Source organism: Enterococcus sp. 9D6_DIV0238 (genome assembly GCF_002174455.2).
Taxonomy (GTDB): Bacteria; Bacillota; Bacilli; order Lactobacillales; family Enterococcaceae; genus Enterococcus_L; species Enterococcus_L dunnyi.
In genome coordinates this window covers 2,795,001-2,818,164 of the sequence record NZ_CP147246.1, presented here as the reverse complement: position 1 = coordinate 2,818,164, position 23,164 = coordinate 2,795,001, and the positions used below count along the sequence as shown (strand labels likewise).

The 23,164-nt window shown below is 37.9% G+C and carries 27 protein-coding genes; 2 read left to right on the top strand and 25 right to left on the bottom strand.

Annotated elements, in window-relative coordinates:
- Positions 1-831: 831 nt before the first annotated feature.
- From A5889_RS13250 to A5889_RS13210, 9 genes are all read right to left on the bottom strand, one after another.
- A complete protein-coding gene (locus tag A5889_RS13250) occupies positions 832-1,551 on the bottom strand; it encodes a YebC/PmpR family DNA-binding transcriptional regulator (RefSeq protein ID WP_087639276.1) in 720 nt (239 codons plus the stop codon).
- Between the two features lie 95 nt (positions 1,552-1,646).
- Positions 1,647-2,816 carry a nucleotidyltransferase gene (locus A5889_RS13245; protein WP_087639275.1) on the bottom strand — a complete coding sequence of 390 codons (1,170 nt, stop codon included), beginning with the start codon at positions 2,814-2,816 and terminating at the stop codon, positions 1,647-1,649.
- 105 nt (positions 2,817-2,921) lie between these two features.
- Positions 2,922-3,659: a class I SAM-dependent DNA methyltransferase gene (locus A5889_RS13240; RefSeq protein ID WP_087639274.1), complete on the bottom strand. Its 738-nt coding sequence runs from the start codon at positions 3,657-3,659 to the stop codon at positions 2,922-2,924.
- A 1-nt stretch (position 3,660) separates the two neighbouring features.
- A complete protein-coding gene (gene rsfS / locus A5889_RS13235; protein ID WP_087639273.1) occupies positions 3,661-3,999 on the bottom strand; it encodes a ribosome silencing factor in 339 nt (112 codons plus the stop codon).
- Between the two features lie 7 nt (positions 4,000-4,006).
- On the bottom strand, positions 4,007-4,612 hold the full coding sequence (yqeK, locus tag A5889_RS13230) for a bis(5'-nucleosyl)-tetraphosphatase (symmetrical) YqeK (RefSeq protein WP_422389703.1): 606 nt from the start codon (positions 4,610-4,612) through the stop codon (positions 4,007-4,009).
- Positions 4,602-5,246, bottom strand: a complete 645-nt coding sequence (locus A5889_RS13225) for a nicotinate-nucleotide adenylyltransferase (protein ID WP_087639271.1) — start codon at positions 5,244-5,246, stop codon at positions 4,602-4,604. Before A5889_RS13225 ends, yqeK begins: the two co-directional genes overlap by 11 nt.
- A gap of 19 nt (positions 5,247-5,265) precedes the next feature.
- On the bottom strand, positions 5,266-5,577 hold the full coding sequence (yhbY, locus tag A5889_RS13220; protein WP_087639270.1) for a ribosome assembly RNA-binding protein YhbY: 312 nt from the start codon (positions 5,575-5,577) through the stop codon (positions 5,266-5,268).
- 31 nt (positions 5,578-5,608) lie between these two features.
- Positions 5,609-6,724 carry a ribosome biogenesis GTPase YqeH gene (gene yqeH, locus A5889_RS13215; protein ID WP_087639269.1) on the bottom strand — a complete coding sequence of 372 codons (1,116 nt, stop codon included), beginning with the start codon at positions 6,722-6,724 and terminating at the stop codon, positions 5,609-5,611.
- Positions 6,721-7,248, bottom strand: coding sequence for a YqeG family HAD IIIA-type phosphatase (locus A5889_RS13210; RefSeq protein ID WP_087639268.1), 528 nt, complete (start codon positions 7,246-7,248; stop codon positions 6,721-6,723). The genes yqeH and A5889_RS13210 overlap by 4 nt, the downstream gene beginning before the upstream one ends.
- A gap of 217 nt (positions 7,249-7,465) precedes the next feature.
- Here A5889_RS13210 and A5889_RS13205 point away from each other — a divergent pair, with 217 nt between their 5' ends.
- Complete coding sequence (locus A5889_RS13205) at positions 7,466-7,858, top strand: VOC family protein (RefSeq protein WP_176372723.1); 393 nt, start codon at positions 7,466-7,468, stop codon at positions 7,856-7,858.
- 308 nt (positions 7,859-8,166) lie between these two features.
- On the opposite strand, the gene A5889_RS13200 is transcribed toward A5889_RS13205, so the two are convergent.
- The 12 genes from A5889_RS13200 to A5889_RS13145 all read right to left on the bottom strand — a co-directional run bounded on the left by A5889_RS13200 (position 8,167) and on the right by A5889_RS13145 (position 18,003).
- Positions 8,167-8,952, bottom strand: coding sequence for an acetyl-CoA carboxylase carboxyl transferase subunit alpha (locus tag A5889_RS13200; RefSeq protein WP_087639266.1), 786 nt, complete (start codon positions 8,950-8,952; stop codon positions 8,167-8,169).
- Position 8,953: 1 nt separating this feature from the next.
- The gene (accD, locus tag A5889_RS13195) at positions 8,954-9,820 is read right to left on the bottom strand and encodes an acetyl-CoA carboxylase, carboxyltransferase subunit beta (RefSeq protein ID WP_087639265.1); all 867 of its coding nucleotides are present in this window, start codon (positions 9,818-9,820) and stop codon (positions 8,954-8,956) included.
- Positions 9,821-9,834: 14 nt separating this feature from the next.
- Complete coding sequence (locus A5889_RS13190) at positions 9,835-11,205, bottom strand: acetyl-CoA carboxylase biotin carboxylase subunit (RefSeq protein ID WP_087639264.1); 1,371 nt, start codon at positions 11,203-11,205, stop codon at positions 9,835-9,837.
- Between the two features lie 7 nt (positions 11,206-11,212).
- Positions 11,213-11,632: a 3-hydroxyacyl-ACP dehydratase FabZ gene (gene fabZ / locus A5889_RS13185; protein WP_087639263.1), complete on the bottom strand. Its 420-nt coding sequence runs from the start codon at positions 11,630-11,632 to the stop codon at positions 11,213-11,215.
- Positions 11,633-11,634: 2 nt separating this feature from the next.
- Positions 11,635-12,132: an acetyl-CoA carboxylase biotin carboxyl carrier protein gene (accB, locus tag A5889_RS13180; RefSeq protein ID WP_087639262.1), complete on the bottom strand. Its 498-nt coding sequence runs from the start codon at positions 12,130-12,132 to the stop codon at positions 11,635-11,637.
- A 1-nt stretch (position 12,133) separates the two neighbouring features.
- A complete protein-coding gene (gene fabF, locus A5889_RS13175) occupies positions 12,134-13,372 on the bottom strand; it encodes a beta-ketoacyl-ACP synthase II (protein WP_087639261.1) in 1,239 nt (412 codons plus the stop codon).
- Between the two features lie 24 nt (positions 13,373-13,396).
- Positions 13,397-14,134 carry a 3-oxoacyl-[acyl-carrier-protein] reductase gene (gene fabG, locus A5889_RS13170; protein ID WP_087639260.1) on the bottom strand — a complete coding sequence of 246 codons (738 nt, stop codon included), beginning with the start codon at positions 14,132-14,134 and terminating at the stop codon, positions 13,397-13,399.
- 3 nt (positions 14,135-14,137) lie between these two features.
- On the bottom strand, positions 14,138-15,067 hold the full coding sequence (fabD, locus tag A5889_RS13165; RefSeq protein WP_087639259.1) for an ACP S-malonyltransferase: 930 nt from the start codon (positions 15,065-15,067) through the stop codon (positions 14,138-14,140).
- Between the two features lie 112 nt (positions 15,068-15,179).
- Positions 15,180-16,136: an enoyl-[acyl-carrier-protein] reductase FabK gene (gene fabK, locus A5889_RS13160; RefSeq protein WP_087639258.1), complete on the bottom strand. Its 957-nt coding sequence runs from the start codon at positions 16,134-16,136 to the stop codon at positions 15,180-15,182.
- A 174-nt stretch (positions 16,137-16,310) separates the two neighbouring features.
- On the bottom strand, positions 16,311-16,538 hold the full coding sequence (locus A5889_RS13155) for an acyl carrier protein (RefSeq protein WP_087639257.1): 228 nt from the start codon (positions 16,536-16,538) through the stop codon (positions 16,311-16,313).
- Positions 16,539-16,587: 49 nt separating this feature from the next.
- On the bottom strand, positions 16,588-17,547 hold the full coding sequence (locus A5889_RS13150) for a beta-ketoacyl-ACP synthase III (protein WP_087639256.1): 960 nt from the start codon (positions 17,545-17,547) through the stop codon (positions 16,588-16,590).
- Between the two features lie 15 nt (positions 17,548-17,562).
- Entirely contained in the window at positions 17,563-18,003 is a 441-nt protein-coding gene (locus A5889_RS13145) for a MarR family winged helix-turn-helix transcriptional regulator (RefSeq protein WP_069663499.1), read from the bottom strand.
- 278 nt (positions 18,004-18,281) lie between these two features.
- On the opposite strand from A5889_RS13145, the gene A5889_RS13140 reads away from it, so the two are divergent.
- Positions 18,282-19,343, top strand: coding sequence for an NAD(P)H-dependent flavin oxidoreductase (locus A5889_RS13140; RefSeq protein WP_087639255.1), 1,062 nt, complete (start codon positions 18,282-18,284; stop codon positions 19,341-19,343).
- A gap of 57 nt (positions 19,344-19,400) precedes the next feature.
- On the opposite strand, the gene A5889_RS13135 is transcribed toward A5889_RS13140, so the two are convergent.
- From A5889_RS13135 to A5889_RS13120, 4 genes are all read right to left on the bottom strand, one after another.
- A complete protein-coding gene (locus A5889_RS13135) occupies positions 19,401-19,631 on the bottom strand; it encodes a YkuJ family protein (RefSeq protein ID WP_069663497.1) in 231 nt (76 codons plus the stop codon).
- 112 nt (positions 19,632-19,743) lie between these two features.
- Positions 19,744-20,622, bottom strand: coding sequence for an NAD(P)-dependent oxidoreductase (locus A5889_RS13130; RefSeq protein WP_087639254.1), 879 nt, complete (start codon positions 20,620-20,622; stop codon positions 19,744-19,746).
- Between the two features lie 75 nt (positions 20,623-20,697).
- Positions 20,698-21,921 (bottom strand): glycosyltransferase family 4 protein, encoded by a 1,224-nt coding sequence (locus A5889_RS13125; protein WP_087639253.1) that lies wholly within the window; start codon positions 21,919-21,921, stop codon positions 20,698-20,700.
- Between the two features lie 20 nt (positions 21,922-21,941).
- Positions 21,942-22,988 carry a glycosyltransferase gene (locus A5889_RS13120; protein ID WP_087639252.1) on the bottom strand — a complete coding sequence of 349 codons (1,047 nt, stop codon included), beginning with the start codon at positions 22,986-22,988 and terminating at the stop codon, positions 21,942-21,944.
- Positions 22,989-23,164 lie beyond the last annotated feature (176 nt).

The following is a 23,164-nucleotide window of genomic DNA, read 5'->3' as shown; positions in this document are numbered from 1 at the left end:
GGATGATTCTGTTGATTCATTCAGATTTTCCGTAGAAGTTGTCTGAAGCGCAGTCTGACTCTCATCAGCAGTTGCTCGAATAGAATCTCCAATAACGAATAATAGCAAAACACACAAAGACAAAACAGTTCCTACTCTTTTCAACTTCCTCTCCCCCTTAACCAAATTTACTTTTCACAGCCGTTTTTATTATTTAAATGTTATTTAGTTATCTTCATAAACAATAGTTTTAAATAGATTCTATACTGCTAAAATGATAAAGTAAAATAATTGAAACAGGAATCGCAGAATAATTTCTATTAATAACAGCTTATATTTTGAGGCTGATTTCCTTATGCTACGCTTTGTTTTTTAGGATTATTTATTGATTAATACTTGTTATAAATGAAACATAAAAAGAATATTTTAAATTATTTTATAATATAGTACGCTATGGTTTCTTCTCTAAGGCAATCGATTAAATAACGAAAAATTATATAAATAGATTTCTTCGTCTTATAAATTCTCAAAAATTTCTATAAAATGCTAAATATTTGAGAATTCCAAAAGAAAGTGATATTATGTTCTTGTTCTTAGTTTTTCATATTGTGTTTCCCTTCATATAGTGTGTGTATGAAGGGTTTTTTGTCTTCTTTTTAGGTACAAAAAAAGACCGGAACAAAACTGTATTCTAGTTTTGTTCCGGTCATTGCTTTTTTTATAAACAATGTTCAAAAGTCAAATTCTTCAGCAATTTTGCAAAAAACGAGCAATACGAAGAACATATTGTTCGGCTGCTACTCCCATTGCTAGAACCAAAGCGACTTTTGTCTCATTCTGTTAAAAAATCCCTTATTCACCTAAGTCAACGTTGTGGTATACTTTTTGAACATCATCTAAATCTTCCAGCACATCAATCATTTTTTCGAATTTTTCTAGATCTTCTCCAGACAGCTCGACATCATTTTGTGCAATCATTTCTAATTCTGCCACTGAAAATTCTTCGATGCCCTTTTCTTTTAATGCTTCTTGCACTGCATGTAAATCCTCAGGCTCAGTATAAACAATGATTTGTCCATCTTCTTCTGTTACATCACGAACATCGATATCTTTTTCCATCAAGTATTCAAGAATATCATCTGCATCATCACCAGCAAAACCGATCACACCTGTATGATCGAACATGTAAGCAACAGCACCACTGACACCCATATTTCCACCATTTTTACCAAAAGCTGCACGTACATCAGAAGCTGTACGATTCACATTATTTGTCAGTGCATCTACGATCACCATCGATCCATTTGGACCAAAGCCTTCATAGCGTAACTCAGAGTATTGTTCGTCTCCTGAGCCTTTCGCCTTTTCAATTGCTCGATCAATGATATGTTTTGGTACATTATATGTTTTTGCGCGCTCGATAACAAACCGTAATTTTTGATTTGCTTGAGGGTCAGGATCACCCGATTTCGCTGCTACGTAAATCTCGATTCCGAATTTCGCATAAACTCGGCTGTTATTCGCGTCTTTGGCAGCTTTTTTCTCTTTAATATTTGCCCACTTACGACCCATATTCTCACTTCGCTTTCATTCATTATAGTTTTTTTGATTATTGCGCCTTTCTTATTATACTTGTCAATCAAACTTTTGTTAAGTCTTTTTTGCTTTTATGGCAAACGGATTGGACTTCGACCAAAATTTTGTTCCGAAATAGCAGTATTTCCTAAACGATAAATCTGATCACTACGGATATCTAATGACAATCGATCATTCAAAGTTTTAGATACTTTAGTGATCAGCGGTAAGGACACAGTCTTTTTCTTTTCCTTTAAATACTGCTGTCCTTTCTCTGTAAAACCTAATACATGTAAATGACTATGGCGCCAGGAAGCTTCGATTTCCTGTTGACTTACATTAATCAAAAGATACGTCGCTAACCTTTGCAAACGTGTCCAAGTATAGCGCTTTGTTTTTGCTTTTTCTATAAATACAGAAAAAGAATCAGCATCCTTGGCAGCTTCTTTTAGGCGATATTCAATGCCTTCTTTCATTTGATAAATCTCCTGCAACTCTTCGATTGAACTACTGATCAATTTATATTTCAATAACGGCCAATAATTTTCCCATGACACGATAGCAGCTTGTTCCAGATCTTTACTTACTTGTTCAGGTAAAACTTGTCTGATTCCTGAAAGTTCATTAGCAAAAACAGCTTGCCTAATCGCCGTTGCACTAGCAAATCGGCTATGTATCTTCAAGTCGTGATAGCCAGCCTGCTCTCGTTTTAGCGGATATAATACCATCGGTTTATCATAATGGGCATTTTCTTTTGCATAACTTAGGCCTAAGATATGGTTTGGCGTAGAAAAATTAAGTCCGTTTTCAGGATAAATTTTGCGAAAAACTTCCGTCATCTGCTGTGGATAGCTCATCCCATTATTTTTGATCGTTTGATATTGCTGATCGATTTCAGTTTGGTGGTCTTTCACAAACGCACCAAATCTTTGATAATCCATCTCAGAGCGATCATCTGTACCAAAGCATAATGAATCACACTCCAGCGCATGAAGAAGCTTGATGCCCCCCCTAGCAAAATAATCTGCCGATTGCACAGCATAAGCAAATGGCAGTTCGACCACTAAATCAGCACCATGACTTAGCGCTTCTTTTGCTCTCGTCCATTTATCGATGATCGCTGGCTCTCCTCTTTGCAAAAAATTTCCACTCATGACAGCAATCACTACATCCGCTTGACTTAGTTCCTGAGCCATTTTTGCATGATACTGGTGACCATTATGAAAAGGATTGTATTCAACGATGATACCGCAGCTCTTCATTTCGTTTTCTCCTTTACTCAGATTATTTTTACTTTCCTTATAAAAAAAGAGCAGGCAAAAGCTCACAAGCTTCACACTGCTCACACGTCGATCTTAAGTATCTTTTTATTTTTGGCAGACAAAAAACCAGCGTTTACTTTCTTCTGCGGGTGCTTCATCTGTGAAATCAGCATAAACTTCAACATTCACAAATCCCGCACTTTCAAGCATCATCAAGTAATTATCCATAGAATATGTCCGCTCTTTATGAAGTTCATCCTGACGAATAAACACTTCATCACTCTCATGCTCCTTCACAAAGAAAGTCAGAAAATGCTCAATACTGTGTTCTTTTTCTCCAGGGTAGCTATCCCACAAAAAAGCAAACTCTTCCGTTTGATAATGATAGCTATACTCTGGAAACACATGATCTACTTGATGAACAGAATGGACATCAAAAATAAAAATACCCTCTTCTTCCAACGCTTGATAGGTATCATCAAAGACTTGCTGGATTTCCTGACGATTTTCCATGTAGCATAGAGAATCAGAGAAACAGGTGATTGCCTGGTATTGGCCCATTTCAGATAGATCCATCATATTTCCTTGAACAAACTGAATATGGACCTCTTCTTCTGCCGCTCTCTTGCTTGCCATCATCAGCATTTCTTCAGATAGATCCAATGCCGTTACTGAAAAACCCGCCTTCGCAAAATTCACAGCCAATGCACCTGTACCGCAAGCCATTTCTAAGACCTCTTTTTTATCTTCTGGTAAATGACGCTTTGAAAAAGCCAGCCATTCGTCATAAAGACTGTCGTCCATTACTTCATCGTATACAAAAGCAAATGTTTCATATGCCATGTTACTCGACCCAAGCGTGAAGATCGACCATTGGTGCATCTGACCAAAGTTTTTCTAGATTATAAAAAGTACGCTCTGATGATTGGAAGACGTGGACAATGATCTCACCTAAATCAATCAAGACCCATTTCCCGCCATCTTTCCCTTCGATTCTTTTTACTTCTACTTGTGCTTCTTCTTCTTTTTCAATGATTTCTTCCACAATAGCGTTGATTTGACGTTCACTTGTGGCTTCACAAATCATGAAGTAATCTGCTAAAAGTGAAATCTCATGTACATCTAAAGCGACGATTTCCTCTGCACGTTTTGAATCCGCTGCTTTTACAGCGATTTCTAATATCTGTTGACTATCTATGATCTTTTCCTCTTTTCTTACTTACCCAATAATTATATGTTTCAATTGTTTTGGGATAAATTTTTTGTTCTTTTTCAATTAAATGCATCAGTGTATGCTTCGTTTCGTAAGCAACAGCTTTATCTAAATCAAGTAAAGATAATTCTCTTGCTTCCTTCACTCCTGGAAAATCTCGACCAGGTTCAATATAATCAGCAACGTAAATGATCTTATCCAACAAACTCATCTCAGCAGCACCTGTTGTATGAAGACGAATCGCCTGAAGAATTTCTTCATCTTCTATACCAAGCTCTCTTTCCACCATACTAGCACCGACCAACCCATGCCATATTGCGTTTCCATAGGCTAAAAGCTCAGGGTCATATCCATCCCGCTGAATAATCAATTCAAATTCTTCATCTGGACGTTCTTTTGCATAATCATGAGTCAAAGCTGCAATACTGGCTCTTTCTTCGGAAGCGCCGTATTTAGCTGCTAAGGCAACAGCCGTTTCTTCCACACCTAATACGTGTAAAAAACGACGTTCACTCATACGCATTTGAACTTTTTGCATTAGTTCTTCTCGTTTTAAGGATGTATAAGCTCCGCTAAATTTCATCGACATACAGCCCCTTTTCTTCTATATAGTGTATCACACTATCAGGCAGTAAGTAACGAGTCGAACAGCCATTTTTCATTTTTTCACGAATCAAGGTCGAACTAATATCCATTTGCGGAACATCGACCCAAATGATCGGGTACGATGTGATCGTCCCATAATTAGGTCGGCGAATCCCAACAAAATTGGTAAGTGTCAATAATTCATCGATTTTATACCACTTTGGTAAATATTCTACCATGTCTCCACCAATGATGAAATAATAATCTGTATCGGGATTGTTTTGGGTCAAGGCCTTCATCGTATCATAGGTATAACTTTTGCCTTTACGAAATAACTCAATTGGTTCAATCGCTAAATTGCTGTTGTCAGCAATCGCCAACTCTAGCATATTTAAGCGATGCTCACTGTCGATCGTCTGTTTTTCATCCACATGCGGCGACAAATAGCTCGGCATCAAATAAACTTTATCCAAACCAAGCTGTTGTTGCACTTGGTCTGCCATCACTAAATGAGCTGTATGAACTGGATTAAAATTACCGCCTAAAATTCCTACTTGCTTTCGTTTTTGAAATAATTCAGCTTCTTCAACAATCACTTGCGTTTTCAATGCAGCATTCGTACTTGTCCCCATTTTTACTTCCCTCCAAGGTTTAAATTGCTTTAACTTCTTTAGAGATCTTTTGGTATTTTTCTTTTGATGATGGTTTAAATAAAACGAGTACACGACCGATGATTTGAACGATGTCGCAATGAATCTCAGTTTTTAAAGATTCTGCTACTTCTTCAGCTATTTCATCTGTATTTTGCAATAGTGTGACTTTGATCAGTTCGCGCTTTTCTAGTGCTTCGTTGATCTGTACGACCATCGCTGAATTTAATCCACCTTTACCGATTTGAAAGATCGGTTGTAAATGATGGGCTTGACTACGTAAATAACGCTTTTGTTTTCCTCTTAATTCCACTAATTTTCCTTCTCTCTATGTTCACTCGTTTTTATATCAATGCTTTTCTTCTTAAAACATCGACGCCTTTGGGAGCCCAGCCTGCAACTACACAAGGTTGCATCACAGTGATCCAACCTAACCCCGCAAAGACGATATCTGTTTTTTCTTTGATCGAAAATTCAAAGCGAACCAACTCTGGAAAGTCTGCCACTTCATTTGGGCGCGGCGGTTGTAACAATCCGCCAACATGTTTTTCGTAAAACTCTGTTGCTTTTGCTAACTTCGTTCTGTGGATAGACAGATCATTAGAAACATAAGCGATAAATGAGCTACGTTCCCCCTGAACAAAATCAAAACGAGCTAATCCACCCAAGAATAGGGTCTGCTCTGGGTTCAACTGATAAACTTTTGGTTTTATTTCTTTTTGCGGAGCAATCAATTTCAAATCTTTTTTACCTAGATAATGAGCCATTTGGTGACGATGAATGATTCCTGGCGTATCGATCAAGAAATGACCATCATCTAACGGGATCTCGATTTTATCTAATGTTGTCCCTGGAAATTGCGACGTTGTGATAACATCCTTCACACCAGCCGTTTGCTTGATGATTTGATTGATCAGTGTTGATTTCCCAACATTGGTCACCCCCACTACATAAACATCTCTACCTTCACGATGTTTTTCGATCGTTTCAAGCAAATTTTCCATTTCCTGTGGTTTCTTCGCACTTGTCAATAATACGTCAACTGGACGCAACCCTTCTTCATGCGCCCGTTCTCTCATCCACTGGATCATTTTCGGTTTCTTTAATGATTTTGGCAAGATATCGACTTTATTGCCCACCATCAATACTGGATTATCACCAATAAAACGATGCAGACCTGGAATCAATGACCCGTTGAAGTCAAAAATATCAATGACGTTCACGATCAAAGCATCTTCACGACCTAGCTCATTCAACAGACGTAAAAAGTCATCATCAGTTAAATGAACATCCTGGATATCATTGTAGTGTCTCAAGCGAAAACAGCGTTGGCAATAAACCTCGCCTGTCTCCAAGCCTTTTTCTAACGCCGCTTTTGGCGTATAACCTAATTCATCAGGAAGCTCTGTTTGAATGACTGCGCCACAGCCTATACAGTGAATTTCTTCAAGTTCACTCATTCTAGTCCGCCTTTCCACACCATATCCGGGTGCTTTTTCGCTAAGTGTTTCATGATTTTACGTTCAAAAAATCGATTGATTCGTGTATTCCAGCCATCCGTATCTACGATAGGACGTACTAAAATGTTTCTGATCCCAGCTGCATTAGCACCGCGGATATCTGTCATGATTTGATCGCCCACCATCACTAACTCACTCGGCTTTAAATTCAACATTTTTTTAGCTTCTCTAAATCCTCTTGTAGAAGGCTTCAGAGCTCTTGATACATACGCTAGATCAAATTTTTCGACAGCTCGTTTGATTCGGCTGGATTTATTGTTAGACACAACTACAACTGGAATCCCAGCATTTTTCATCTCCAAGATCCACGTTAGTAATTCTTCTGTGCCATCAGGGTTGTCCCAGGCAATCAATGTATTATCTAAATCTGTTAAGACCGCTTTGATCCCCATTTTTTTTAATTGATTCGGGGTGATTTTATAGATCGCATCAACCATCCATGTTGGTTTAAATTTTGAAAACATAGAAACTCCTTTCATCCTCACGATGAATTTTCTCATAATGAAAGGAGTACTAGACCAGCACTCCTTAAGTATGTATTATACTGCATTTTCCTAAAAATTTCTATAAATGCTAATCAGAAATTCATTCATACATAATTTCTGTTATAAGCAATCGTTTTCCCTTGTTTTCACTTTGTATGGTACACTTTTTTTAAACAAAATGAAACGAGGAATCTCAATGAGCGTAACGATCAAAAAAGCATCTATCAATCTTTTTGTTCCAAAAACAGAGACAGCCATAAACTTTTATGAAGAGCTGTTTAATGCTAAAAGAATCGAACTGAATCATTCAGAGGAAGGCAGTTCTGCTCGCTTTAGCATCGGTGAAAGTTTATTCGCATTAGCAGATGAGCAACCTGGCTCCGAAGCAAAGTCTCCTTTAACGTTAAACGGCATACCATTTTGCATCCAGCTCATCTGTGACAATGTTGACGAACTTGTAGAAAAAAGTCTTGATGCCGGCTGTACTTTAGAAATGCCTATAACCATTGTTCCAAACAAATTCAAAGTAGCAAATATCAAAGATCCTTTTGGCTTTATCTGGTCGATCTCAGAAGTCTACAGTGATTGACGGAAAAAACGAGGGACTGGGACATAACTCTATGAGTTACCACCCAGTCCCTTTAAAATGAATAAACGGTGAGAACAGAAGTAACTCCTTCGGATATAAGCTGAAATTCACAAAAATTTGAAGATCAATTTCCGTGAATTCCTTCTTATTTCTCGGAGTTGAACACCTCTGTCTCAACCTCTCTAATTCTTGATAAATAATAGCCAAAAGTCAGATCCCTCGGCAATTTCAAAAAACTGAGCAATATAAAAAACATACTGTTCTATTTTTACTCCAATTGCTCGAACCAGTCACATTCCCGTTTTGGCTTAATATTTACGGAAACGTTCGTAACGTTTTTCTAGTAACGTCTCTGTATCAAGTTGGGCTAATTCTTTTAATTTACTAATAAGTGCTTTTTGAATCATTCGATTGATTTGAGGTTGTTCTAAAGCTTCACCGTTCATTTCTTCTGGTATCACTCGATCAATGATCGTCAATTCTTTTAACTCATTTGCTGTGATTTTCATCAGTTCCGCTGCCTCTTTTGCACGACTACCGTCCTTCCACAATATCGAAGCAAACCCTTCTGGAGACAATACTGCATATATCGTATGCTCCAGCATCCAAACTTCATCACCTACAGCAAGTGCTAAAGCTCCGCCACTACCACCTTCGCCGATAATGATGGCAATAATTGGAACCTTTAGATCGGACATTTCCAATAAGTTTCTGGCAATTGCTTCACCTTCACCGCGTTCTTCTGCTTCAATCCCGCAATAAGCACCCGCCGTATTAATAAAAGTAATCACTGGGCGACCAAATTTTTCTGCTTGTTTCATCAATCGTAAGGCTTTCCGATATCCTTCTGGATGCGGCGCACCAAAATTGCGATCAATATTTTCTGGTAAATTACGCCCTTTTTGAATGCCGACTACAGTGATTGGTTTTTCATCTAAAGTCGCAATACCACCGACAACTGCTAAATCATCACCAAAATAGCGATCGCCATGAAATTCCATAAAGTCATCAAAAACTGCATCGATATATTCTAAAGATGTAAAACGATCTTGTGCTCTGGCTAGGGTGACAATATCATTGGCTGTTTTTTCCATTTTATTCCCACCCTTTCATCGTATGGAGCTTTATCAATTTACTAAGAACTTCCCGTAATTGATTTCTAACGACAATTTGATCGACAAAGCCGTGATCCAGTAAAAATTCTGCCTTTTGGAAATCATCAGGTAATTTTTGACGAATCGTCTGTTCGATCACACGACGTCCTGCGAAACCAATCAAACTTTGCGGCTCAGCTAAAATAATATCGCCATCCATTGCGAAACTAGCAGTAACGCCTCCAGTCGTTGGATCCGTCAAAACTGTTACATAAAGCAACCCAGCCTTACTATGACGCTTAAGAGCGGCTGAAATTTTTGCCATTTGCATCAGAGAAAAAATCCCTTCCTGCATTCGTGCTCCACCGGAAGCTGTAAAAATGACTACCGGCAATCGTAACTGTGTTGCTCGTTCAAATAAGCGGGTGATTTTTTCTCCCACAACTGTTCCCATGCTTCCCATAATAAAATTAGCATCCATCACACCGATCGCAATTTCTTGTTCATCAATACGAGCTTTCCCAGTCAAAACAGCTTCATGAAGCTCCGTTTTTTCCTGCATTTTAGTGATTTTTTCTAGATAATCCGGAAAGTTTAGCGGGTCTTTCGTTTCGATGTCTGTATCCCATTCTTCAAAACTCTTCTCATCAACCGTCAACGCAAGCCTTTCCCAAGCACCGATCCTAAAACTATAACCACAATAAGGGCAGACTTTCTCTGCCCCCATATCTTTTGTATACAGTGTTCGTTTACAACATGGACACTTGGCCCACATATTGTCAGGAACTGCTGGTTTTTTTACAGAAGATTGGTCCCCCGCGCGATTCGGATTGATTCTAATGTAGTTTTTCTTTTTAAATAAAGCCATACACCTGCTCCTTTTTAATTATCGCTTTCTGGTTTCCAATTTGGTAAAAATGTTTCTTGTAAAAAGCTAGTATCGTATTCTCCAGCCAATACATTGTCGTGAGTGATCAAATCCAGCTGAAATTCAGCATTTGTAATAATGCCATCTGTTACGATCTCATTTAAGGCTCGCTGCATTTTCATCAAAGCATCCATTCGATCCGATCCATGAACAATAACTTTTGCGATCATCGAATCATAATACGGCGGAATTGAATAGCCCGAATACATTGCACTATCTACTCTTAGCCCCATACCACCGCTTGGCAATAATAAATTATTGATCTTCCCTGGTGAAGGAGCAAAATTAAATGCTGGATTTTCCGCATTTATTCGGCACTCGATGGCATGACCAGTCATTATCACATCTTTCTGGGTGTAAGGTAATTCTTCCCCTGCAGCAATTTTTAACTGTGCTTTTACAAGATCGATGCCTGTAACCATTTCTGTAACTGGATGCTCTACCTGAATACGCGTATTCATTTCCATGAAATAAAATTCTCCATCTACATCCATCAAAAATTCAATGGTTCCAGCATTTTCATAATGAACAGCTTTAGCAGCTCGTACAGCCGTTTCTCCTAACAACTGGCGCTTTTCAGGTGTAATAGCAATAGATGGAGATTCTTCAAGAACTTTTTGATTGTTTCTTTGCAAGGAACAATCACGTTCGCCCAAATGGATCACATGCCCATACTTGTCACCTAAAATCTGAACTTCAATGTGGCGCGCAGGATAAATGATTTTCTCCAAGTACATATCATCGTTACCGAAAGCAGCCTTCGCTTCTTGTTGAGCAGATGTAAAATGCTGCGGCAGCTCATCTTTCGTTAAAACTTTACGAATCCCTTTGCCTCCACCGCCGGCTGCAGCCTTCAACATTACAGGATAACCAATCGTATTTGCGATTTCCAGTGCTTCCTTTACCGAATTGATTACTCCAGTACTGCCAGGTATCACTGGAACATCTGCTTTTTGCATCAACGTGCGGGCGTTGATCTTATTGCCCATTGCATCGATCGTTTCTGCCTTAGGACCAATAAAAGTAATATTACATTCCTCACACATCGCAGCAAACTGACTATTTTCTGATAAAAAACCGAAGCCAGGATGAATCGCTTCTGCATTCGTAACGATTGCCGCACTCAATACGTGCTGAACATTTAAATAAGAATCTGCTGCCTTGGCCGGTCCAATACAAATTGCTTCATCTGCAAGTTGTGTGTGCAATGCTTCCCTATCAGCTTCAGAGTATACTGCAACAGTCTGAATACCTAGCTCACGGCATGCACGAATGATCCGAACTGCTATTTCTCCTCGATTTGCGATTAAAACTTTTGAAAACATAGCTCACCTATCCAATCATAAAGGTCAATTCTGCTTCTGCTACTTTTTTACCGTTCACAGTCGCAGTTGCTTTGCCGATCCCGGCAACTGATTTTACTTTCACAATTTCTACCTCTAGCATCAATGTATCGCCAGGAACAACTTTTTGTCTAAATTTTGCTTTATCAATACCACCGAAATACGCTGTTTTCCCTTTGAAGTCAGGCATAGATAATAATGCTACAGCGCCAGCTTGTGCTAAGGCCTCAAGTATCAAAACCCCCGGCATGACCGGTTCACCTGGAAAATGCCCTTGGAAAAACGGCTCATTGATCGTAACATTTTTTTTAGCGATCACTTTTTCGCCAATAACGATTTCCTCAACTGTATCTAATAATAAAAAAGGATAACGATGGGGGATGATTTCTTTGATTTCCTGAATATTCATACTTACACTCCTTTTGATACACGGAATAATGGCTGATTAAACTCAACAACATCTTCATTTTGTATCAGAATCTCAGTGATTACGCCATCAACAGTCGCAGTAATCTCGTTCATCAATTTCATCGCTTCAACGATACAGATGACTTCACCTTTTTTCACAGTATCCCCAACCTGCTTGAAATTTTCTTTATCAGGGGCTGGTTTCAAATAAACAACACCAACAATTGGCGAAACGATTTCTTCTGTATTTTCTGCTAACGGAACAGGAGCACTTTCAGTGGGCTCATTGACCGCTGTATTTTGCTCCATAGAATGATCTGAAACTGTTTGAACAGTTGGATTAGAATTCACGGCTGGCTGATTCTCATCAATAGAAACAACTCTTTGCGTACCTTTATTTTTATTCATATAAAGACCAAATGAACCTTCTTTTAAATCAAATTCAGTCAGTGTAGATTGATCGAATTGCGTTAATAATTCTTTTACCTCATTGATATTCATGTTAATCCTCCCACCGTTTTAAGCAAAGTACTGCGTTATGACCACCAAAGCCAAATGAATTCGTCAAAGCATAATCAAACGTATGCTTTTGGCTTTCATTGATGACAATATTATCGATTTCGATTGCTTCATCAAGTTGTTCGATATTGATCGTTGGCGGGATGAATTGGTGTTGCAATGCATTTAGTGTTGCAATTGCTTCGATTCCGCCAGTTGCTCCTAAAGAATGACCTGTCATACTCTTTGTACTGCTCACTCGAACATTTTTTGAAGCTTCTCCTAGGGCTGTTTGAATGGCTTTCGTTTCTGCTACATCATTCGATGGTGTACTGGTACCATGAGCGTTGATGTAACCAATCGCAGCAGCTTCTACAGATGCTTCTTCAATAGCTAACTGCATTGCTTTCGCTGCCCCACTGCCATCCGGTCTTGGTGATGTCATATGGTAAGCATCACAGTTAGAACCATAACCAACGATTTCTCCTAAAATCGCAGCTCCACGTTTTTGAGCATGTTCTAGTGACTCTAAAACTAAAATACCAGAACCTTCTCCCATGACAAAACCGCTACGATCCTTATCAAAAGGAATCGAACCACGGTTAGGGTCTTCCGAAGAAGTTACAGCTGTCAATGAAGCAAATCCAGCAATGCCGATTTCAGTAATCGAAGCCTCTGCTCCTCCAGCTAAAATCACATCAGAATAGCCATGCTTGATGTTTCTAAACGCCTCACCAATAGAGTTATTGGCCGTCGCACATGCTGTAACTGTAGCAGAACAAATTCCTCTTGCACCCACACGTAAAGCAATATTACCAGCAGCCATATTGCCGATCGCCATCGGGATAAATAGCGGACCAACTCTTTTCGGTCCTTTATCGTGCATTCGAATCACTTGATCCTGAATGGTTTGCAGGCCGCCAATACCAGAACCTACCATTACACCAAAGCGGTCAACATCGATTTTTTCAGTATCTAAATGACTCATTTCCATTGCTTCTAATGCTGCATAAATGCCATATAATGAAAATAGATCCATTCGTTTGGCATCTTTTTTCACAAAATATTTATCAAATGGAAATTCTTTGACCTCTGCGGCTAATGTTATACCTGTTTCACTAGCGTCAAACTTCGTGATCGGCCCTATGCCATTTTTCCCTGTTTGCAAGCTTTCCAAAAACGTATCTGCATCATTTCCAATCGGTGATGCAACACCGTAACCTGTGATTACTACGCGATTCATGCGATCGCTCCTTTCAAGCATTTTTTAGCCGTTCATTACTAAGCCGCCATCTATATTTAGGACCTGCCCTGTAATATAAGGACTTTTAGCTAAAAAGATCGTCGCATCAGCGACATCTTCGACCTGTCCAAAAGATTTCAGCGGGATTTGCTGACTCATCTGATCTTTTACTTTATCTGATAATACATCTGTCATTTCTGTTTGAATAAAACCCGGTGCGATTGCATTACACGTGATTCCTCTCGCTGCTACTTCTCTTGCAACAGATTTAGTCAACCCAATCACTCCAGCTTTACTTGCCGCATAATTTGCTTGACCTATATTTCCCATCACACCAACAACACTGGACATATTGATGATTCTTCCACTACGTTGTTTCATCATCCGCTTAACTGCATGTTGTGTCATATTGAACGTTCCAGTTAAATTAATTTGGATACAACGAGTAAAATCTTCTTCTGTCATTCTCAATAATAATTTATCATTCGTGACCCCTGCATTGTTCACTAACACATCGATTGAACCTAAGCTGTCAACGACTTCTTGGATCATCTCACCTGCAGAACCAAAGTCTGCGATATCTCCTGAAACTCCGATACATTTTATACCAAACGCTTCAAGCTCTGCAATTTGTTCTGGATCGATTGCTCCACGTCCGTTTAAAGCAACATTTGCACCTTCTTTAGCAAATGCCAAAGCAACTGCCTTACCAATGCCGCGTGTACTGCCAGTTATCAATACATTTTTTCCTTTTACGTCCATAGGTTACCTCCCACTCAAAAGATTCTCTGCTTCAGCTAATGTTTTTTCATCTTCCACACGAGCTGTTTGAATTTCTTTGTCGATCTTCTTGATAAAGCCAGTCAATGTTTTTCCTGGCCCAACTTCTATAATTGTATCAACGTCCATTTTTTTGATTGTTTCAATACTATCTGCAAAACGTACGGCAGACATAACCTGCTGTTCCAATAACTGCTTGACCTCAGCTTGTTTCATTACTTGCGCTGTTGTATTGCTGATTACAGGAATCATCATCTCTGTAAACTCAATTTGATCTAATTCGGCCGCAAGCTTTTCAGAAGCTGGTTTTAATAGTGCGGTATGGAAAGGACCACTGACATTTAGCGGGATCATTCGTTTTACTCCAGCCTCTGTCAATAATTCTATTGCTTGATCAACGGCGGTCACTTCTCCTCCAATCACAATTTGCTGAGGAGTATTGTAATTTGCTGGAGAAACGATCCCAAATTCACTGGCTTTTAGACAACATTCTTCAATCAATGAACGGTCTGCGTTCATCACTGCGACCATTTTCCCAGTCCCCGAAGGTGCTGCTTCCGACATAAATTTACCTCGTTTAGCCACTAGCTGAACAGCCTGTTTAAATGAAATGGCTCCACTTGCAACAAGTGCACTATATTCACCTAAGCTGAGTCCTGCTACGACATCTGGTCGATAGCCTTTTGCCTGCAATAAGCGGAAAAAAGCAATACTTACAGTTAAAATAGCAGGTTGTGTATACATCGTTTCATTGAGACGCTTATTTTCAGTAAAACAAAGTTCTGCCATATCATAGCCTAAAACGTCACTAGCTTCTTCAAACGTGTCTTGAACGATTTTTTCTTTATCAAATAATTCCTTGCCCATCCCACTATATTGAGCACCTTGTCCACTAAATACAAAAGCAGTTCTCATCCTATTACTCCTTACTTTTAAAATCGAGAGAGCTTCATTTCTCAATGTTCGTCACCCGAAAACTTTTTCGTTTCATTCAATTTCTTTATCATAAAAGCCATGTGAATGACTATTATCCCCACTGGCTATATTTCTCTACAAAAACTTGTTTCATTTCAATAATATACGAATCAATAATTTCTTTTGCTGTTTCTTCTTTTGTAATCATTCCTGCAATTTGTCCTGCCATGATCGAGCCATGATCCACATCGCCTTCAACCACCGCTTTTCGCAATGCTCCTTGACCTAATTCGTCAAATTTTACAAGATCTGGTTCAGGATTTCTCAATTCAATTTTTTCTAATCGATCATATTCGTTCGTTAGTTTATTTTTGATTGCCCGTACAGGATGTCCAAAATGTTGGCACGTAACCGTTGTATCAATATCTCGTGCTTTTATGATCCTGGCTTTATAATTTTCATGTACTGTACATTCTTTTGCGACTAAAAAACGCGTACCAACTTGAACTCCTTCTGCACCTAACATCAATGTAGCTGCCATGCCTCGACCATCACCGATCCCTCCTGCTGCAATGACTGGGATCGATAAAGCATCGACTACTTGAGGTACGATACTCATCGTTGTAAGCTTACCGATATGTCCTCCAGCCTCCATTCCTTCAACAATTACAGCATCTGCACCGATTTTTTCCATTCGTGCACCCAATGCGACTGAAGGAACTACTGGAATTACTTTAATATTATGTTCTTTAAAACGTGCCATGTATTTACTCGGATTTCCTGCACCCGTTGTGACGACAGGAACATTTTCTTCGCAAACTAAATCGACAATATCTTCTGCAAATGGCGAAAGCAGCATGATATTGACACCGAATGGCTTATCTGTCATTTTCTTTATTTTTTGAATTTCTGCCTGTACAACTTCTTTGGGCGCGTTACCTCCTGCGATGATTCCCAAACCACCAGCATTTGAAACAGCTCCTGCTAAGGAAGCATCTGCAATCCAGGCCATTCCACCTTGAAAAATTGGATACTGAATGTTAAGCAACTTACAAATCTGTGATCGCATAAACGACCTCCCTTAAATCCTTAATGAAAAAAGAGCTGGAACAAAACTCAATAAGTTTAGTACCAGCCTTTCTAATTCCAACTAACAGTGTAAAAAAGCTAGATTTTCAGCAAGCGTTTGGCTTCCCAAAAATACTTTGTTTTGCCAATTCTATGTGTAAGCAAATGAGCTTGATTATTCTGCTGTTTGTTTTTCTACGTATGTCACTAAGTCCTGCACTGTTGTGATGCCGTCTTCTGATTCAATTTTTACATCGAATGCATCTTCGATTTCGTTGATGATTTGGAATAGATCTAAACTATCTGCATCTAACTCTTCTTGGATGTTTGTTGTTAATTTTACTTCTTCCGGCTCTTTACCTAATTCTTCTACAATAATTGCTTGAATTTTTTCGAATACCATGTGTATATTCCTCCAATGAATTTCTTTTTTAATTTATATAGTCACAGTCTTATAGCGTTAAGAGGATCGATCCCCACGTTAAACCGCCGCCATAACCTGTTAACACGATTTTTTGTCCGGAGCCAATTTTCAGTACTCCTGCTTCTACTGATTCATCTAATAATAAGGGAATGCTCGCGGCAGAAGTATTGCCATTTTGTTCCATATTCGTTAAAAATTTTTCTCTTGGAATAGCGAGCTTTCGAGATATTTTTTCGATGATTCGTTTATTTGCCTGATGTAGTAATAAGTAATCAACATCTTCTTCGACGATTTCACGAATATTACTTGCTACATCTTTTAAAGAAAAATCATAAATATCTCTGCCTGTCATTTTGAGATAATTAGATTCTTCTGAAGATTCTGTATAAAAAGGACTCTTGTTTTCTAAATATCCTGAAGTTAGCGACTTAGCTCTTTTCCCATCTGCCTGAAGCTTTTCACTAAGAAAATGTTCTTCAGTATCTGCTTCAAGTATTACACCTGCCGCCCCATCTCCAAACAGCACTGCTGTTGTACGATCATTCCAATCGATCACTTTTGACAAAGTTTCACCGCCAATGATCATTCCAAGTCTTTTGCCAGTACGTATCAATTTTTCACCCATACTTAAAGCATAAACAAACCCAGAACATGCAGCACTTATATCAAAAGCAAATGCATTTTGTGCAGCGATACTTCCTTGAACCAAACATGCAACAGAAGGTGTTCCATAATCCGGTGTCATCGTAGCAACTAGAATAAAATCTAATTCTTCCGGTTTTTTACCAGATTTTTTTAATAATTGTTCGGCTACCTTGATACATAAGTCCGAAGTATTTTCATTGGTAACAATATTTCTTGCCCGTATCCCAGTCCGACTTGAAATCCATTCGTCAGATGTCTCCATCATTGTTGTTAACTGCTGATTGGAAACAACATTTTCAGGAACATATCGGCCTGTACAAGTTATTTTTGCGAATTGGTTCATTTTGGCCCTCACTTTTTACTTATATTCCTTCAAGAAATCATGAAGATTTTTTAGAGCTTTCAATAATGCTTGCTCTTCTGATTTATCCATTCCGCTTAAAATTCGTTTCACCATTTCTCTATGGAAATGTTGGTGGACTCTGAAAAGTAATTTCCCTTTCTTTGTCAAACCTAATTTAACAACTCTACGATCATCCTCACTTCGAATCCGTTCAACATAACCTTTTTTTACAAGATTATTGATTGCAACAGTCAAAGTGCCAACAGTAATCGACAATTCTTTTGCGACTTCTGAAGAGGTTTTCTTTTTGTACATACCGATTGCTTCGATCGTATGCATCTCTGTAATGGATAGATCATTAAATTGTGATTTTTTTAGCTCAGATTCTTCGATCGTTAAAATATCATTGAAGACACTGACAAGATAATCGTTGACTGTTTCTAAATTAGGTTCCATGTGTGCGCACCATCCATATAGTTTGATAATCAAATCATTTGATGTTCAAACTATATCGTATATAAAAAGAGATTGCAAGTAAAATATTTGATTTTTAATTATTCTTAACTAAAAAGCCCATCATATCAAGACTATTTCAAATAAAAAAATTTTTAAATTGGTACTTTCTTGACTTTCTAAAAAAAACATTTGACAGTTCCCCTTCAATTGACTATCATTTGTTTTAGTTTGAATATCAAAGTATTTACATTTTTTTACTAATACAAAGGAGCAAAAATATGTCTTTAAAACCATTAGTAATAGACGGTCTTGTTGCAAAAGTGCCTATCATCCAAGGTGGTATGGGCATTGGAGTCAGCTTAGCGAATTTAGCTGGTGCAGTTAGCCGCGAAGGTGGCATCGGTATTTTATCAACCGCACAAATCGGATATCAGGAAGAATCGTTTGAAAAGTCACCACTAAGAGCAAACATGATCGCCATTCAAAAACAATTTGAAAAAGCAAAAGAGATCGCTTGTGGCGGACTGATTGGATTCAATATCATGGCGGCAACTTTTCACTATGATCGTTATGTAAAAAGATGTGTTGAAGTTGGCGCGGATGTCATTATTTCCGGAGCTGGGCTACCGATCAATTTACCCGAATTAGTTGAAGGAAGCCAAACTAAAATAGCACCAATCGTCTCCTCTAATAAGGGTGCAAGGGTTCTTCTAAGTACCTGGAAAAAAAGGTACAACAAAACAGCGGATTTTGTTGTGATCGAAGGTCCGAAAGCTGGAGGACATCTTGGTTTTAAAGCTGAAGTGATCGAGCAGAGCATTGAACAAATGGACGAAGAGATCATAAAAATCGTTGAAACAGTCAACTCTTTTGGAGCAGACTTCAATAAAAAAATTCCAGTTATTTTTGCCGGTGGTGTTTTTGATCGTGAGGATATCGATCATTATCTCAGTTTAGGTTGTTCAGGCGTACAGATGGCTACACGTTTTGTTGTAACAGAAGAATGTGACGCACCAGAATCTTTTAAAGAGGCGTATATCAAAGCTGAAAAAGAAGATATCACTATCATTAAAAGTCCTGTAGGTATGCCGGGTAGAGCTATAAAAAATCGTTTTTCTGAGCGAATCAAACATGAGCAAATTCCGATTGAAAAATGCCGTAATTGCTTGTCCTATAAACATTGTGATCGCGAAACGATTCCATATTGTATCACTGAGACATTGTTGAATGCAGTGACGAAAGAACCAGAGGATGCATTGGTCTTTGCTGGTTCAAATGCTTACCGCATCAAAGAAAAAACTACTGTCAAAACTATCTTTAAAGAATTGACAACCGCTTAGTAAAAAAAACCTTGTGGCATACAAATTGTATGCCACAAGGTTTTTGAGTATTCTTTTTTATTGAATTAAATCATAGATCTCCATTGCTACAATATCGATATTATCAAATTGATAGCTTTGTTGAGAATCACTTTCTGTTAATTCAAATGTTTCAGTCGATTTATCATAATTCACGATGCATTTTTCTACGCCTTCTTTTTCAAAGCGGCGTACTTGAATTTCGTTGTCTGTTGCTTCAGTCATCGCTTCAAGTCTTTTAATGATCGCCACAAGTTGTGAATGTTTCATAAATGGGCCTCCCTCTGCAAACTAGTTCTGTACCATTGTATCAAAACATTGCGTTTCTTGCATGATATTTCGTCATTTTTTTTCATTTTTTTGCTGTTCTTTAATTTTTGATCTAAGAGCGTTTTCCTTCATCCCACCAAAGTTTGATCAAAGCTTGGGTTCCATCGTTCTCAAAACCTTTATTAGCAAGCTTTTCATAGAGTTCAACTGCTAATTTCGTTGATGGTAGGTCAAGGTCCATTTTTTCTGCCTCATCCAATGCAATCTTTAAATCTTTTATAAAATGCTTTACGAAAAAGCCTGGAGTGTAATCTTCTCTTAGAATTCTTGGACTATAGTTACTTAAAGACCAATTTGCAGCACTTCCACCAGAAAGAGTTTCGATCACTTTGTCCAAATCTAAACCAGCTTTATTGGCATAAACAAGCATTTCAGTCATCCCTGTCATTGTTCCTGCTATCATGATTTGATTTGCCATTTTAGTGTGCTGACCTTTTCCGGCATTTCCATGTAGAGTGACAGTTGTTCCAAACGTCTTAAAAACAGGCAGTAACTGATCATATGCCTCTTTCTCTCCACCGACCATAATTGTTAATGTGCCATTCTTTGCACCTAAATCTCCCCCTGATACTGGCGCATCCAAAGCAACTCCACCTAGGGCACTGGCTTTTTCAGCAATTTTTTGTGCCAATGTCGGCGTACTTGTGGTCAAATCTACAATAATTTTCCCTTGGATATTTTCAGTGAAGATCCCATTATCATCGAAATAAATCGTTTCGACATCTTTTGGAAAGCCAACCATTGTAAAAATAATATCGCTTGAAGCAGCGATTTCTGCTGGCGTCTCCTTCCAAATTGCACCTTCTTTTACAAGTTCATCAGTTTTACTCTTTGTTCGATTATAAACATTGACTTTTAGTCCATGTTTCATCATGTTTCTAACAATCGAAGCGCCCATCACACCTGTTCCGATAAATCCTATTTGTGGCATTTTATTTCCTCCCTATTTTTGTTTAATAAAAAAACTTCTATCCTCAGTATAAACTAAGAATAAAAGTTTTAACATTTATTTTCTTAAAGATGTAAATTTAACTTTAATACGTTCAATTGAAGCAGCAGCTTCTTTTTCTACCAATCGTTGATCATAATATTTAATCATATCTTCGTAAAATTCAAACATTCGATTACCAAAATAAGAAGCAGATATCTCATAAAGTTTATCTTTTAAAATGGTTTCATCTGGTTTGATCCCTGATTCAACATAGGCAATAAATGCTGATGCAAATTCATCATCACTCTCAAATGTATGTCCTAAACTTTCATGGTCAAATAGATTATTTAAGTAAGCATTCCCCTCAACTACACAGGGAACACCCGAAGCCATCGCTTCCGTATACGTTAATCCTTGAGTTTCAGAGGTTGAGGCGCTGACAAAATAATCCGCAGCTTTATAATAGATTGCTACTTGATCATTAGGTACTTCACCGACAAATTGAATCTTTTCACGAATATTTAGGTCTTCTGCTAAGCAAGATAGTTTTTCTACATAGGGTCCATCACCTACGATCACGAAACGAGCATTGGGAAATCGTTCAAATATAATTGGTAAACCTTGAATAATTGCTTGAATATTTTTTTCATATGAGATACGGCTTAAAGATAAAAGCATCATATTCTCTTTAGTTAACCCTAGCTCTTCTCGTAAGTCTTCTTTCATTTGCTCGGTGATATCAGGTCTTTCAAATTTTTTTATATCAATACCCGTTGGAATGATCCTCATAGGAGCAGTCACCCCATATTCCCTCAGCTTATCAATGACACGCTCACTAGGGCAAACTACACCCGTTGTATGATTTGCAAAAAAACGAGAAAAATATTTTACATGCGTTGGGCGAACTACTTTGCCTTTGGCAATATAATGTAAATAATCCTCATACATTGTATGATAGGTATGAATAACTGGTATTTTTAATTTTTTCCCAACCATTTTTCCTAATAAACCTGCTCCAAATTCTGTATGTGTATGGATTAAGTCTAGTTCCAGCTCTTTAGCAATCAGATAAGCATACCACATTCCCCGAACAACGATTCTTCTATCTTTAAAAGATACAAAAGGAACACTGGGCATTCGAATCACGTCTTCTTCAAATTCCTTTGCATTAGGATCTGTAGTCGTAAAAATATAGACCTGATGTCCTTTTTTCTCAAGTTCTTCTTTAAGTGTTTTTATTGATGTAGCAACCCCACTGACCTGGGGAAAGTATGTATCTGTAAAGAAACCAAATTTCACAATGTTCCCCTCCATTACCTTCAATTTTTTAGATAGATTTGTTCACTTTCATTTGTATGACCACGATTTAATACTGTTTCATAAACTTCTTTTAAATCATGACCGATTCGTTCAATACTTTTTTGCTTGGCCACTTCATATCCTGACTCACAGGTATTTGGCAGTTTTTTTTCGATCAGCGACTCGATCAAAGAAGCAAATTCTTCATTTGTTGAGCCCATGTAACAATTTTCTTTATCTTTAAGCCAGCCTTTATATACTGGAATATCCCTTACTAAAACTTGCTGCTTACTTGCTAAAGCCTCTAATATCACAATTCCTTCTGTTTCTTCATAGGAAGGAAAGAAAAATAAATCTGCTGCTGAGTAGGCTCCTTCAATAATATCTCCTTTTATATAGCCAGGAAATTCAACATTCTTAGGATGATCTTCTCTAACAAGCGTACGAATCGTTCTTGGAATTGAATACATTGGCGTATGACCAAACCAGATAAAACGATAGTCTGGAAACTGTCTAGCTAACTCAACAAAATCAATGATTCCTTTTCTTTCAAAATATAATCCTACACAAATAATTACTTTTTGATTGCTTGAGATATTAAAATACTCCTTGAATTTTTCTTCTTTTGTTTTCGAACGTTCAAAACGCTTCAGATCGATACCATTCGAAATTGAGGCAATCGGGACTTTTATTCCATAGCCTTCTAGCAAATCCTTAGAGTAAGGTGTTGGTGTAATTAAATAATCTGCTTTAGAATACAAACTTACCAAATACTTTTTAACTAAAGGTGATAGTTGATTAGAACCGATAAAGGAGTTTCTAAAGTCTTCTTCAGTTGAATGAGCATGATATATCACTTTTTTTCCCATTTTCCGAGCTTTATTCACCATATTGTGACTATTGATTCCATATGTATTTATGTGCAATATATCGTAATCTGTGCATTCAGCATCCAATGTATACTCGATTCCCACAGCAGAAAGTGCTCGCTTTTGATGGTCAAGTGCCCGGCCAATTCCTGACTTGGCTAATATTTTTTCACCTTCAAAATATAATAATACTTTCACGTTGCTCCTCCTAACTTCTCCAAGCTATTATACCACAGGTTGAAGAATCTCCACTCAATCTTAAGACCTAGTTCGTTCGGATTACAAACAATTATATCAAAAAACCTAGTAACAAAGCTAAATTTTTACAAAATAGATTGCTGATATGACAAAACTGTTAGATAAAATTAATCGAT

What these genes read in the sequence shown, in the direction of transcription:
- A5889_RS13225 (WP_087639271.1), bottom strand. Translation starts at nt 5,246, where the DNA reads ATGGGGACAAGTACGAATGCTGCATTGAAAACGCAAGTGATTGTTGAA.
- fabF (WP_087639261.1), bottom strand. Translation starts at nt 13,372, where the DNA reads ATGAATCGCGTAGTAATCACAGGTTACGGTGTTGCATCACCGATTGGA.
- yqeK (WP_422389703.1), bottom strand. Translation starts at nt 4,612, where the DNA reads ATGAAATTTAGCGGAGCTTATACATCCTTAAAACGAGAAGAACTAATG.
- accD (WP_087639265.1), bottom strand. Translation starts at nt 9,820, where the DNA reads ATGGCTTTATTTAAAAAGAAAAACTACATTAGAATCAATCCGAATCGC.
- A5889_RS13135 (WP_069663497.1), bottom strand. Translation starts at nt 19,631, where the DNA reads ATGAAACATTCACAACTTGTGGCGATCATTAAAAGACTTGAAGCGATG.
- fabD (WP_087639259.1), bottom strand. Translation starts at nt 15,067, where the DNA reads ATGAGAACTGCTTTTGTATTTAGTGGACAAGGTGCTCAATATAGTGGG.
- A5889_RS13130 (WP_087639254.1), bottom strand. Translation starts at nt 20,622, where the DNA reads ATGCCACAAATAGGATTTATCGGAACAGGTGTGATGGGCGCTTCGATT.
- A5889_RS13140 (WP_087639255.1), top strand. Translation starts at nt 18,282, where the DNA reads ATGTCTTTAAAACCATTAGTAATAGACGGTCTTGTTGCAAAAGTGCCT.
- accB (WP_087639262.1), bottom strand. Translation starts at nt 12,132, where the DNA reads ATGAATATCAATGAGGTAAAAGAATTATTAACGCAATTCGATCAATCT.
- A5889_RS13210 (WP_087639268.1), bottom strand. Translation starts at nt 7,248, where the DNA reads ATGTTTTCAAAATTTAAACCAACATGGATGGTTGATGCGATCTATAAA.
- fabZ (WP_087639263.1), bottom strand. Translation starts at nt 11,632, where the DNA reads ATGAATATTCAGGAAATCAAAGAAATCATCCCCCATCGTTATCCTTTT.
- A5889_RS13190 (WP_087639264.1), bottom strand. Translation starts at nt 11,205, where the DNA reads ATGTTTTCAAAAGTTTTAATCGCAAATCGAGGAGAAATAGCAGTTCGG.
- fabK (WP_087639258.1), bottom strand. Translation starts at nt 16,136, where the DNA reads ATGCGATCACAGATTTGTAAGTTGCTTAACATTCAGTATCCAATTTTT.
- A5889_RS13245 (WP_087639275.1), bottom strand. Translation starts at nt 2,816, where the DNA reads ATGAAGAGCTGCGGTATCATCGTTGAATACAATCCTTTTCATAATGGT.
- A5889_RS13250 (WP_087639276.1), bottom strand. Translation starts at nt 1,551, where the DNA reads ATGGGTCGTAAGTGGGCAAATATTAAAGAGAAAAAAGCTGCCAAAGAC.
- A5889_RS13200 (WP_087639266.1), bottom strand. Translation starts at nt 8,952, where the DNA reads ATGGAAAAAACAGCCAATGATATTGTCACCCTAGCCAGAGCACAAGAT.
- fabG (WP_087639260.1), bottom strand. Translation starts at nt 14,134, where the DNA reads ATGGACGTAAAAGGAAAAAATGTATTGATAACTGGCAGTACACGCGGC.
- A5889_RS13240 (WP_087639274.1), bottom strand. Translation starts at nt 3,659, where the DNA reads ATGGCATATGAAACATTTGCTTTTGTATACGATGAAGTAATGGACGAC.
- A5889_RS13155 (WP_087639257.1), bottom strand. Translation starts at nt 16,538, where the DNA reads ATGGTATTCGAAAAAATTCAAGCAATTATTGTAGAAGAATTAGGTAAA.
- A5889_RS13150 (WP_087639256.1), bottom strand. Translation starts at nt 17,547, where the DNA reads ATGAACCAATTCGCAAAAATAACTTGTACAGGCCGATATGTTCCTGAA.
- A5889_RS13145 (WP_069663499.1), bottom strand. Translation starts at nt 18,003, where the DNA reads ATGGAACCTAATTTAGAAACAGTCAACGATTATCTTGTCAGTGTCTTC.
- yqeH (WP_087639269.1), bottom strand. Translation starts at nt 6,724, where the DNA reads ATGAGTGAACTTGAAGAAATTCACTGTATAGGCTGTGGCGCAGTCATT.
- A5889_RS13205 (WP_176372723.1), top strand. Translation starts at nt 7,466, where the DNA reads ATGAGCGTAACGATCAAAAAAGCATCTATCAATCTTTTTGTTCCAAAA.